Source organism: Pseudohongiella sp. (assembly GCF_011050365.1).
Lineage (GTDB): Bacteria > Pseudomonadota > Gammaproteobacteria > Pseudomonadales > Pseudohongiellaceae > Pseudohongiella.
In genome coordinates, this window is record NZ_DRFV01000002.1 from 17,208 (window position 1) to 29,333 (window position 12,126).

General features: G+C 56.2%; 9 protein-coding genes. 5 read left to right on the forward strand and 4 right to left on the reverse strand.

Annotated features, from left to right (window positions below):
- Positions 1 to 198: 198 nt before the first annotated feature.
- Entirely contained in the window at positions 199 to 1,161 is a 963-nt protein-coding gene (locus ENH71_RS01580) for an SEL1-like repeat protein (protein ID WP_294132863.1), read from the forward strand.
- A gap of 24 nt (positions 1,162 to 1,185) precedes the next feature.
- On the opposite strand, the gene ENH71_RS01585 is transcribed toward ENH71_RS01580, so the two are convergent.
- Positions 1,186 to 1,359, reverse strand: coding sequence for a YqaE/Pmp3 family membrane protein (locus ENH71_RS01585; RefSeq protein WP_294132861.1), 174 nt, complete (start codon positions 1,357 to 1,359; stop codon positions 1,186 to 1,188).
- A 103-nt stretch (positions 1,360 to 1,462) separates the two neighbouring features.
- Here ENH71_RS01585 and aspA point away from each other — a divergent pair, with 103 nt between their 5' ends.
- On the forward strand, positions 1,463 to 2,911 hold the full coding sequence (gene aspA, locus ENH71_RS01590) for an aspartate ammonia-lyase (RefSeq protein WP_294132860.1): 1,449 nt from the start codon (positions 1,463 to 1,465) through the stop codon (positions 2,909 to 2,911).
- 96 nt (positions 2,912 to 3,007) lie between these two features.
- On the opposite strand, the gene ENH71_RS01595 is transcribed toward aspA, so the two are convergent.
- From ENH71_RS01595 to ENH71_RS01605, 3 genes are all read right to left on the reverse strand, one after another.
- Complete coding sequence (locus ENH71_RS01595) at positions 3,008 to 6,076, reverse strand: TonB-dependent receptor domain-containing protein (protein ID WP_294132857.1); 3,069 nt, start codon at positions 6,074 to 6,076, stop codon at positions 3,008 to 3,010.
- A gap of 278 nt (positions 6,077 to 6,354) precedes the next feature.
- On the reverse strand, positions 6,355 to 7,122 hold the full coding sequence (locus tag ENH71_RS01600) for a putative bifunctional diguanylate cyclase/phosphodiesterase (protein WP_317622740.1): 768 nt from the start codon (positions 7,120 to 7,122) through the stop codon (positions 6,355 to 6,357).
- Between the two features lie 30 nt (positions 7,123 to 7,152).
- The gene (locus ENH71_RS01605; RefSeq protein ID WP_294132854.1) at positions 7,153 to 9,222 is read right to left on the reverse strand and encodes an MASE3 domain-containing protein; all 2,070 of its coding nucleotides are present in this window, start codon (positions 9,220 to 9,222) and stop codon (positions 7,153 to 7,155) included.
- 121 nt (positions 9,223 to 9,343) lie between these two features.
- Between ENH71_RS01605 and yrfG the strand changes: the two genes are divergently transcribed.
- From yrfG to ENH71_RS01620, 3 genes are all read left to right on the forward strand, one after another.
- Positions 9,344 to 10,024, forward strand: a complete 681-nt coding sequence (yrfG, locus tag ENH71_RS01610; protein WP_294132852.1) for a GMP/IMP nucleotidase — start codon at positions 9,344 to 9,346, stop codon at positions 10,022 to 10,024.
- Positions 10,014 to 10,433, forward strand: coding sequence for an Hsp15 family ribosome-associated heat shock protein (gene hslR, locus ENH71_RS01615; protein ID WP_294132851.1), 420 nt, complete (start codon positions 10,014 to 10,016; stop codon positions 10,431 to 10,433). Before yrfG ends, hslR begins: the two co-directional genes overlap by 11 nt.
- Positions 10,434 to 10,525: 92 nt before the next feature.
- Positions 10,526 to 12,100, forward strand: coding sequence for a phosphoenolpyruvate carboxykinase (locus ENH71_RS01620; protein WP_294132849.1), 1,575 nt, complete (start codon positions 10,526 to 10,528; stop codon positions 12,098 to 12,100).
- Positions 12,101 to 12,126 lie beyond the last annotated feature (26 nt).

Sequence of the window (12,126 nt, forward strand, 5' to 3'; positions counted from 1 at the left end):
GCGTCTCAGTAGCTTTTTTTATGATGCCCAGGGGCGGATGAGAACCACCGATCTGGTTCTAACATTCAGATGCTTTACCTGCCACCTCGCCAAGGGTTATAGTTTTCCGCACGATGAAACATTAACCGCAGGCCTGTGAGTTTGACCCATACCCGCCTACATTTTCTTTGCCTGTGCCTTGCGCTGGCCGTCACCAGCATGCCAGCCACAGGCCAGGACGCTGACCTGCTCAGGCGCGCCCTTGCCGGTGAGGCTGACGCGCAGAGCGAGCTGGGTTACCTGTACGTCTCTGGCAATGGCGGCCGACAGAATCTGCCGCTTGCACTAAACTGGTTGTCGCAGGCTGCACAACAGGGCGATGCACCCGCACAATATAACCTGGGCATGATGCATGCGCTGGGTCATGGCACCCCCGAGGACATGACTGAAGCGGCCCGCTGGTACCAGGCTGCAGCCACCCAGGGCCACACCGATGCTCAATACAGCCTGGGCCAATTGTACGACACCGGAGATGGCGTCAAGCGCGACCAGACCGAAGCAGTGCGTTGGTATACGTTGGCCGCAGATCAGGGTCATGCGGCAGCGCAAAGCGATCTCGCCGTCATGTATAAATATGGCAATGGCGTTCGGCAGAATTACCAGGAAGCCCTGCGACGCTTTCGCATAGCCGCCGACCAGGGTTTCGCTGTCGGACAATTCAACCTGGGGGTGATGTACCGGAACGGCACCGGCACTGACCGCGACTTTACTCAGGCCGCGCACTGGTATCGCCAGGCGGCACAACAGGGCCATATGTCAGCGCAATATCACCTGGCAACCCTGCTGCTCAGAGGCGATGGCATTGATGCCGATTATGCAGAGGCCGCCCTCTGGTTCCGCCACGCCGCCACCCAGGGTTTGGCAGATGCACAGTACGAACTGGGATTAATGAGTGGTCATGGCGCCGGTGTTGCGCAGAATCTGGAGCGCGCCTACATGTGGCTGGATCTCGCCGCCAAGGGCGCATCCAATGCGCGGCGTGGGCGTACCCTGCGCACCCGCGACGAGTTTGCTGCACATATGTCATACGATCAGCTGAACCGTGCCCGGCAGGCCGTCGAGACCTGCCTGGCGTCGTTCTATCAGGTTTGTGACCCGGACGCTGACCCGGCCCGACGCTGACCTGCCCTGGCGTCCCCTCGCCTCTCAGTGCTTAAAAATGACATAAAACGCATGAATAATGCCTGGAATAAAACCCAGCATTGTCAGCAAGATATTGAGCCAGAAGGGGAATTTTATCCCCACCTCCATAAAAACGCCAACCGGCGGCAGCAGAACAGCAAAAATCATTTTAATCGGGTCTGTCGGGGTAAACGCCATGATGATTCCTCTCAAGATTGCTAAGTATGCAAGGCCACCCTACCATAGGTGCCTGTGAGCAACGGACCCGATCTTTGTTGCTGTCAACCGGAGTGATCAAACCATGATTGTCGAAACGCCCCGCCAGGAACAGCTTGTAGACCAACCCCATCGTATTGAAAAGGATTTGCTGGGCTCGCTGGCAGTGCCAGCCGACGCTTATTACGGCGTACAGACCCAACGCGCGCTGGAAAATTTTGTACTGTCAGGGGTGCCGCTGGCTCACTTCCCCAAGTTGGTCATCGGCCTTGCCATGGTCAAAAAAGCCGCTGCGGCTGCCAATCGCGACATAGGCGAACTCAGCCCGACCAAGTATGACGCCATCGCCCATGCCTGCGACCGGCTTATTGCCGGCGAATTCCACGAACAGTTTGTTGTCGACATGATCCAGGGTGGTGCCGGCACCTCCACCAATATGAATGCCAACGAAGTGATCGCCAATGTGGCATTGGAATACCTGGGTCACGGCAAGGGCGAGTACAAACATCTGCACCCGAATAATGATGTCAACATGTCGCAGTCCACCAATGATGCCTATCCGACTGCGATCCGTGTGGGCCTGCAACTGTCCCACTTTGAGCTGGTCGACAGCCTGGCCTTGCTGCAACAGGCATTTGCCGTCAAACGTGATGAATTCCATGATGTGATAAAGATGGGGCGAACCCAGTTACAGGACGCCGTACCGATGACGCTGGGCCAGGAATTCGGTGCTTACGCCACAACCCTGGGTGAAGACATCGAACGCATTGCCGGGTTGTATGACCTGCTGCGCGAAGTCAATCTGGGCGGTACTGCCATTGGCACCGGTATCAACGCCGACCCGCGTTATGCGGTGCTGGCAGTTGCGCACTTAAGTGAGGTGTGTGGTCACCCAATGCGACTGGCTACAGATCTGATTGAAGCCACATCGGATATGGGGGCATTTGTCCTTTTTTCGGGCATGACCAAACGGCTGGCCATCAAACTGTCAAAGATATGTAATGATCTGCGGTTATTGTCCAGCGGGCCTCGCACCGGATTTAATGAAATCAATTTGCCACCGCAACAGCCTGGCTCCTCCATTATGCCGGGCAAGGTCAACCCGGTTATTCCGGAAGCGGTAAACCAGGTCGCCTACCAGGTGATCGGTAATGACCTTGCCATTACCATGGCAGCAGAGGCCGGCCAGTTACAGCTCAACGTTATGGAGCCCCTGATCGCATATAAAATCATGGAATCCATGCGCCTGCTGCGTCGCGCCATGGACATGCTGCGCGAGCGCTGCATTGTCGGCATCACCGCCAATCGTGAGCGTTGTCGCGAGCTGGTGAATAATTCCATCGGCCTGATTACTGCACTGAACCCGTACATCGGCTACGAGGATGCCACACGCATCGCCCGCGTGGCGCTGGAAAGCGGACGCAGTGTGCTGGATCTGGTCAGGGAGGAAAATCTGCTGGATGAGGAAACGCTGGTGGAGATTCTGAAGCCGGAGAATATGGTGAATCCGCGCGCGGTGAAACGCAAAACTTAAAAGAGACGAAAACTTAAAGGGGACGGAGGATATTAGCGAAGCTAGTATCCTCCGTCCCCTTTAAGTTTCTAACGTCCCTTTAAGTTCCTCAGGGATTTAGAACGTCTTGCGGATACCGACCTCGAACACGCGCCCCAGCGGATTGCCGATTCGCGGATCGTAGCCGAACTCCTGACGTGAGGCAGGCGGCGCTTCGTCCGTGATGTTGGTCACGGAAGCGCTGAATGATGCAAACGAATGATCCCAGATCCAGTGGAAGTCACCCGATACCCAGCCACCCGGATCAACACCATAGAACGATGGTCCGAACGCGGTTGTGGTACCCGGCTGGCGCCCGCCAGGGACCAGAGCCGCCTCATTCACTGAGCCATCATCGTTGTAGTAGCGCTCATCCTTCACACCATCAATGTAAGACAGCACGAAACGGAAATTGTGATCGCCCTGTCCATAGTTCACGTTGAGGTTGGAACGCCATTCGGGCGAGGCCTGCGCAATGGTGGCAAAGTTCAGTGTACCCAGGCGGTCATCACCCGGATCCAGCTGAAAACCATCAAGCACTGTCTCACCAAAGGTGAACTCTTCCACCTTGGTCAGCGTCAGACCCAGACGGATGTCCCCGGCAAAGGCCGGGAAGCTATAGCGGGCCTGAACGTCGAAACCATTGGTGGTCTGACCGGGACCGTTACCGAACTCGGTAGTGATGTTGGAAAAATCATTCGCCGTGGTCACGCCCTGGTTACAGACTCCGCCGTTGAATTGCACACGCCCTACCAGCGGATGTGAACAATCTGCCAGCGCAGTCCGGTTGCTGGGTACGCTGCTGGAACCGGGCGGTGGAATGCTGAATACCGAACCGGCAATATCATTCGCCGACGCCAACAGACCAAGCTCATCCTCAGTCTCAATGCTGAAATAATCGACAATGAGCTGGAAGTCGTGTGAAACATCAAAACCTTCGGACTGCCAGATAGCACCGGTGCTCCACACCGTCGCCGTTTCCGGTTCAATACCGGTTGAGGTCACTGTTGTCGCACCGCGCCAGTCACCACCGGCGATGGTATAACTGTTAACACCGTTGTTCACTTCACCGGGAACCAGACCTGCACCCGGCGCCTGATAGTTGGTGCCGTAGGAGCCGCGGAATGACAGGTTATCAGTCAGGTCATACTTGCCCGACACCTTGTACACCGTTGCGCTCAGATCGCCACTGAAAGCTTCGTGACGCACCGCTGCAGTCATTTGTAATGAATCAAAGAACGGCAGGTTGAACTCGGCAAACGCTGAACGCTGGTCCTGCTTGGTGGAGTCAGGCGGATCTATGCCGAAGAAAAAGAACGGACCGGGACCATCAGGGGTGCAACCATTGTATTGCGGATTATTCGGATCCAGCGGGCGCTGCTCCGGCCAGAAGCAGGGCGTAGCACCGTTATAGATAGGATCCGGATTGGTCTCACGGTTCCTGGTATCACGGTACTGCACACCGGCGCCCCAGGCGATATTGCCACCTGGCAACTCAATACCGGTCTGACCACTGAACACCAGGTCTACCGTTGCGTTCCAGGACGTGGTTTCACCGTAGCGCTCATTAAAGATCCACTCCCGAAGTTCCTGCGGGTTCTGCAGGCTGGGATCATAACTGGGGTTCGCCAGCCCCAGTTCCGGCTGGCTGGCGAAATTGGAGGCGAACGGGTTCCAGTACATACAGTCACCGACACCGGCCAGGGCGGGGTTCTGCGTACCCAGGCGACCCGGGTCCTGATCCTGAACATTACAGTTGGGACCGCCGAAGCCGTACAAGGCGTTCTGTAATCGCGCACCCATGATGTCAGGCGCCGAACCGCGGCCATCAAACTGGTTATAGGTGACGGCAAAATCATAACTGATCTGATTTTCGAACTCACCGGTCAGGCCGGTGGATATGTGCCAGTAACGCGCCTCGTTTTCGTTGGGCGTGCTGTGCAAACCGTCCTGGGCAAACGTGTCATTACCACCATGGGCAAAGGCGCGATAGGTAATAGGCGTGAAGCCCTGGGTTATCGCCGACAACGGATTGTTGGCCCACCCCGAGCGTTGCACAAACTCATCAACATAAGGATTGGTCACCGGCGCATAAAGCTGATAGGTCAGACCCGAGGTCTGTGCCGGTCCACGCACCACAGGCTGGGAGGGAGACCCGTAAGCCTCGGGCGTATGCACACGGCTGTAGGCGGCACGGGCATAAAACTCCATGGTGTCTGACATCTGCGTGGTAATCTGACCAAACAGTCGATAGATCTCATTCTCCTCAACAATATTGTAGAACGGTATATAGCCATAGTTACAGGTATATCCGTTGACATAGACGCCGCCGACGGCTTCACAGGAAGACTGGGTAAAATCGGAGGCCAGACCCAGCGGCGTGCCCCATTCCGAGTTTGCGGTAAAACCGGGCTCACTGGGTAAACCGGCACGTGGCACCCAACCTGCCAGGTTGGTCAGACCCGACCAGGGGGCAGGATTCACGCCATACGGCAGACTGGCGAAGTCACGCTCCTTAGTTTGCAGGCGGGACCGGTGATCCCATTCGGCAGCCACCATCAGGTTACTGTCACCCACGTTCCAGCCACCCTTGGCGGATACGTTCCAGTCACCGTCCGTATCAAAACCACCTTTGTACGAGGAGCTGAGTTCAAAGCCCTCAAAGTTATTCTCGGTAATGAAGTTGACAACGCCGCCGGTGGCATCGGCACCGTAGGTCACCGCAGCACCATCCTTGAGGATTTCTATGCGACTGGTAACCGAAGACGGGAATACCGACGAATTCTGAGGTGTACGGCGCCCGTTAAACAGAGTCAGGGTCTTGTCAGACCCTATGCCGCGCAGGTTAAAACTGACGTTACCGGTATTACCGGAGCCACCAAAATAATACGCTTCGCCGGTGATGGGACCACCTGCGGTAAGGGTTTTGGCAAAATCCAGGGCCGTCGGGCTGCCAGTTTCCTGCAGCTCAGCAGCAGAGAAAACCTCAACGGGCAGTGATGCATCCAGCGGGGTGCCACGGATCAGCGAGCCGGTGACAACAACCTCTTCGATTTCAGGCTCCTGCGCGGCGATGGGAAGTGCGGTACCGGCCATCATGATGGCCAGCGCCAGGGATTTGCGTTTGCCTGTATAGACATGTCGCATGGGTCACTCTCCTGTAGTTTTTGTTTTTATTTTTACTGCTTATGTTTTAAACGCTGCTGCACGATACCAATGCACCGTCAGACAAGGCCCGAAAAACACCACAGATACAACTACGTGGAATCAACGACTTCCTCTTGGTTGTCCAAGACCGTCTCGAATTCTATAGGCGAAGAACTATCGTTTCAATATATTTGTAACGGAATGTGACTGAAAGCGGGAAGGCGGCATGGATGGGTGGCCAGGTACGTGGGTGGATGGGACAGTGGGAAAAAAAGACATCAGACAGACTTCACCGCGCTGACCGCCCATGCCGCTTCAAACCGGTCAACCGGCACCGGCCGGCCGAACAGGTAACCCTGATACAGCGTACAACCGTGGCCCAGCAGGAATTTTCGTTGCGCCTCGGTTTCCACGCCTTCTGCCAGAACGCTCATATCCAGTGTGTATGCCATATCAATAATGGTGCGCACAATTGCGGCGTCTTTGACATTGACACCAATGTTGCGCACGAACGACTGGTCAATCTTCAGCATGTCCAAAGGCAACTGACTCAGGTACGTCAGTGAAGAGTAACCGGTACCAAAGTCATCGATGGCAAAATGCACACCGATCTCACTGAGCTGCTGCATATTGAACCTGGCCAGCTCCAGATTATCCAGCAGCGTTGACTCGGTGAACTCAAGCATCAGCAATTTCGGATCAATCTCCCGCTCTGTCAGCAGAGCCTCCAGTGATTTCGCGAAACCGTCCTCATAAAACTGCTCCGGTACCAGGTTGATGCTGAGTTTCAGGCTCCGGTAGTGCGGCACCTGCTGCCACTTTTTAAGCTGCTCCAGCCCCAGCTCCAGCACTTCGTGCCCCAGCCCCAGTATCAGACCATTCTGTTCAGCCAGCGGGATAAACTCAATGGGTGACACCACGCCGCGCTCCGGATGATTCCAACGCACCAGCGCTTCGGCCCCCACCAGCACGCCATCGACATCCAGTTGTGGCTGGTAATACAGCTCAAACTGATGTTCACGGATGGCTTCACGCAGCTCCCGCAGTAGCTTTGCCCGTTCACTGACCGCCGTCTGCTAGGCCGGATCAAAAAAGCAGATGGTATTGCCACCGGCATCCTTGGCCTGGAACAGGGCAATGCCGACCTGTTTGACCAGTTCGACGGTGTCGGCAGCGCCCTCGCCAAATAACGTAATGCCAATGCTGCAGGTAGAAAAATAATCCGAGCCCTGAATATGATAGGTATCTTCCAGTCCGCTGAGAATCGATTGCGCCACCTGTTGCACGGTGGTGGCGGCGCGTCGCGACTCTTCACCCAGAGCGGTCAGTACCACAACAAACTCATCACCACCGTAACGCGCAACGTTGTCCATGGGCCGCACCAGGTCCTGCAACCTTTCAGAAATTTTGATCAGCAACTCGTCCCCGGCCAGGTGTCCGAGAGTATCATTGATGACCTTGAACTGGTCCAGATCAATCATCAGCAGCGCACCGAAGCGCTGTAATTGCACACTGCGTTTTACGCTATGCTCCAGCAGCATCAATGCCCTGGTGCGATTAATCAGACCCGTGACGGGGTCAAAATACGACAGCTTGCTGATCTCTTCTTCAGCCCATTTCAGGGCACTCATATCAATGTAGTCACCAACATAATTGGTGATTTTACCGGCCTGATCACGCACCGCGGTAATGGTGACTGACTGGGGGTAAACTTCGCCGTTTTTGCGCCGGTTCCAGATCTCGCCGTGCCAGCGGCCACTGGTCATGATTGCCTGCCACATGTTTTGATAAAACTCACGGCTATGCTGACCCGATTGCAGCATACTGGGCGTTTTCCCCAACACCTCTTGCTGTGTGTAACCCGTGCTGTGTTCAAACGCGGCATTGACACGCAGAATACGCAGATCGGTATCGGTTATCATGATCCCTTCCTGCGAGGAGAATGCCGTCGCGGCAATACGCAGCTCTGCATCGCTCCTGTACCGTTCGGTGACATCACGGATCAGCAACAGGTGTCGGGGCTCTTCGTTTTCGGGAGCAAGACGGGAACCGGAAATCTCATACCAGTGCACACCGTCATCACGATCCAGCCAGTAACTGTGACCGCTGGTTTTCCCGCTCGCATCAATATCTGCACAGGCTTGCCGGAGGGTTTCGTGGGTACGGTCCGGAATAATCTCCTGCATCTTGCGGCCAATAAAACTTTCAGGGGGCGCCAGCAGCTCGGGGCGACTAACGTCGGAGTGATAATCAATAATGGTGCCATCCGGCGCCAGTTCGAACATCAGATCGGGTATGGAGTCCAGTGTCGCTTTAAAGCGCGCGCGTGATGTCGTCACCGACTGATAGGGGAATACAATGCCCGTCACTACCAACGCGCGATACAGATAAATGTAGGCCACAACTTTGTACAGATGGCCAGTCACATTATAGATGTCGAACAGATTCATATAGCGCGTGAACAACAACTCACTGAACGCCATGATCGCCGCAGAAACCGACAGGAGCAAGGTATCTGCACGCTGGCTTGCCACGCTGCGCTGCCACAACAGATAGGCAGCGACGCCGTAGACCAGAACCAGAATATATTCAAAGCCAACCTTGAACGGAGTAAGCCCGGTGCTTGCGTCGAAGTTGTCCGGCACCCGGTGCGGGAAATACAAAAACAGCACATGCAGACCCGCCACCAGCAGGGCGACCATGCCCAGCAGCCCATAGCGAAACGTTGAGGGTGCACGGGTTACTGGCAACACCACTGCTGCTATCAGCGCCAGAGCCCCGAGACTGCGGGCCGCCAGCCAGAAATCGATAGTTTTATCAGGCCCACTGGCAGTGACATAGTCCGGCATGCCCGGATAGGACAGCAAATGGCTGAAGTCCAGCACCGCGACACCCAGAAACAGACAGGCCAGTGCCACCGTGCGATAGTCCGCCTTGCCCTGGTAGGTGTACCAGCCCACCGTGAACACCATGGCGGCAACCACGACAGCGACGGCCTCAAGAAAGGAATGTAACGGCAGGTATGAGGTGAGGTCAGTGAATGCTGGCAATGGCAGAAAACCCAGCATAATCAGCAGCAAAGCCGACGTTACCAACACCCGGCGTGACGACTGACGCATTTGTTCGTACTGGATAGCCTTTTTCATTGTTACGGTACTCGCATGCGTGATGCTGAGAGCTGACAAGTGGCCTTGTCGGACTGTCTCACTGACTGCATAATGTGAGTATGACTCGCCAACCAACTTTGTACAACAAGGCCCATCTGACATGCTGAACTGGGCCGATGTAGACACCGTCATGTTCGATATGGACGGCACCTTGCTGGACCTGCATTTTGACAATTATTTCTGGGAAACGCTGGTGCCAAGAACCTATGGCCAACGCATCGGTATTGATGCCGACGCCGCCTGGGCCCAGCTCCGGCAACACTACCATGCCCTGCACGGCAAACTGGACTGGTACTGCATCGATTTCTGGTCGGACAAACTGCAACTCGACATCCAGGGCATGAAAAATGCCGCACGCGATAAAATCGCGCTGCGCCCCAATGTGTTGCCGCTGTTGAGCCGGCTGCAGGCGCACGGTAAAACAGTGTGGCTGGTCACCAATGCCCACCCCGGCAGCCTGGATCTGAAGATGCAACACACAGGGCTGCGAAATCACTTTCAGCACACCGTCAGTTCACACGACCTGGGCCTGGCAAAAGAGAACGCAGGCTTCTGGACAACGCTTCGCCAGCTGGAACACTACGATCCCGAGCGCACCGTGCTGTTTGATGACAATTTTAATGTGCTGGCGCGCGCCCGGGCCGAAGGCATTCGACACCTGTTTGGCATCACCTTGCCTGACAGCCAGCGCCCGCCGGTGCAACACGAAGAATTTATCTGTTTGCACGACTTCGAGCAGATCATGCCACCGGCGCTGGAGACCAGTGACCATGGCCGCTGACCGCAATGACAGCCTGGCACCAGCAACCCCGGGCAGGGTGCGTCTGGACAAATGGTTATGGGCCGCGCGCCTGTTCAAGACCCGCGCGCTGGCAAAAACGGCCATCGAGGGCGGCAAGGTGCAAATTGACGGCAACAAAGCCAAGCCCGGCAAAGAAATCGCAATGGGCACGGTGATGACCGTGCGTCAGGGCTGGGACGAAAAAACCCTGACGGTGACGGGGTTATCGGAGCAGCGCCGTGGCGCTGCTGAGGCCCAGCAGCTTTATAGTGAATCGGAAGACAGTATCAAACAGCGGATGGCGCTGGCCGAACAACGCAAAATGCAGGCCGCTGGCCAATATGCCCATGATAAACCTAACAAAAAGGACCGCCGCCTGCGCCAGGCCATGAAGGGCCGCTCCGGGTAGACCGGACGCGGCAGCGAGGCGTCGCTTCCAGGTATTCACTTCGCGCTTTTTTTGCCATAATGCCTGCACTACCAGACAAGGTGACGACAGGCATGACAATAATAAGCCAGCAAACCCGCCAGGATAACAACCGCACCATTTATCAGAACCTTACCCCTGCCCAGCTTGTCGAAATCGCGTTACAGCGACAGGAAGGTAAACTGGCCGATAATGGCGCGCTGGTGGTCGAAACCGGTCACCGCACTGGTCGCAGCCCCAAGGACCGGTTTATCGTACAGGAGCCGGACACCTCCGGCATGATCGACTGGGGTGTGGTGAATCAACCGCTGGCACCGGAAAAATTCGACGCGCTATGGCAACGTGTAAACGACTACCTGGCCGACAAGGACCTGTTCACCGCTGACCTTCATGTCGGCGCCGATCCTGCACACTACCTGCCGGTTCATGTCAGCGCACAGTACGCCTGGCATTGCCTGTTTGGCAGCACCCTGTTCATCAAGGCGGCAGACAACTACAACCCGGATAACAAGGAGGTCTGGCAGATTCTCAGTGCGCCGGATTTTGTTTGCGATCCGGCGCGCGATGGCACCAACTCTGAGGGCACCGTGATCATCAACTTTGCCCAGCGCAAAGTGCTGCTGGCCGGTATGCGGTATGCGGGCGAGATGAAAAAGTCCATGTTCTCGGTACAGAACTTCCTGCTACCGGCCAAGGACGTTCTGCCCATGCACTGCTCCGCCAACGTAGGCGAAGCCGGAGATGTCTGCCTGTTCTTCGGCCTGTCCGGTACCGGCAAAACCACGCTGTCGGCCGATGAGGAGCGTTACCTGATTGGTGACGACGAGCACGGCTGGGGCAAGGACACAGTCTTCAATCTGGAAGGTGGCTGTTACGCCAAATGTATCGACCTGAGTCAGAAAAACGAACCGGTGATCTGGGATGCCATCAAGTTCGGCTCAGTGATCGAGAATGTCAGCATTGATGAACAAACCCGCGTCGCCGATTACAGTGATACGCATCTGACCGAGAACAGCCGGGCCTGTTACCCGCTGACGCATATCAGAAACCGCATCGACGCCAATCGTGCCGGCGAACCCAAAGCCATTGTATTCCTGACCTGCGACCTGACCGGGGTTCTGCCACCGGTGTCAATCCTGTCGCCCGAGGCAGCCGCCTATCACTTCCTCAGCGGATATACTGCGCTGGTTGGCTCCACCGAAGTCGGCGCCGGTGACGGCATCAAGTCTACCTTCTCGACCTGTTTTGGCGCGCCGTTTTTCCCGCGCCCGGCCGGCGTTTATGCTGACCTGCTGATCAAGCGTATTGCCGGTTTCGACAGCCAGGTCTATCTGGTGAACACCGGATGGACCGGCGGACCGCATGGTGTCGGCAAACGTTTCAGCATCCCGGTCACCCGCTCAGTGCTGCACGCCATCCAGAGCGGCGCGCTGCGCGATGCCGACACCGAACATCTGGCCGGCATCAACCTGACCATTCCAACGCAGGTGCCCGGCGTCGACACGGCATTGCTGAATCCGCGCAATACCTGGTCAGACCCTGCCAAATACGATGCCAAGGCGGCCGACCTGATCGGCCAGTTCAATAACAACTTCAAGCGGTTTGTGGTCTCGGAAGCTATTGTAGCGGCCGGCCCGCAAGCCTTGTAAAGCGACCACGGCGCCCCCACAAAACG

What these genes read in the sequence shown, in the direction of transcription:
- ENH71_RS01580 (WP_294132863.1), top strand. Translation starts at nt 199, where the DNA reads ATGCCAGCCACAGGCCAGGACGCTGACCTGCTCAGGCGCGCCCTTGCC.
- ENH71_RS01585 (WP_294132861.1), bottom strand. Translation starts at nt 1,359, where the DNA reads ATGGCGTTTACCCCGACAGACCCGATTAAAATGATTTTTGCTGTTCTG.
- aspA (WP_294132860.1), top strand. Translation starts at nt 1,463, where the DNA reads ATGATTGTCGAAACGCCCCGCCAGGAACAGCTTGTAGACCAACCCCAT.
- ENH71_RS01595 (WP_294132857.1), bottom strand. Translation starts at nt 6,076, where the DNA reads ATGCGACATGTCTATACAGGCAAACGCAAATCCCTGGCGCTGGCCATC.
- ENH71_RS01605 (WP_294132854.1), bottom strand. Translation starts at nt 9,222, where the DNA reads ATGAAAAAGGCTATCCAGTACGAACAAATGCGTCAGTCGTCACGCCGG.
- yrfG (WP_294132852.1), top strand. Translation starts at nt 9,344, where the DNA reads ATGCTGAACTGGGCCGATGTAGACACCGTCATGTTCGATATGGACGGC.
- hslR (WP_294132851.1), top strand. Translation starts at nt 10,014, where the DNA reads ATGGCCGCTGACCGCAATGACAGCCTGGCACCAGCAACCCCGGGCAGG.
- ENH71_RS01620 (WP_294132849.1), top strand. Translation starts at nt 10,526, where the DNA reads ATGACAATAATAAGCCAGCAAACCCGCCAGGATAACAACCGCACCATT.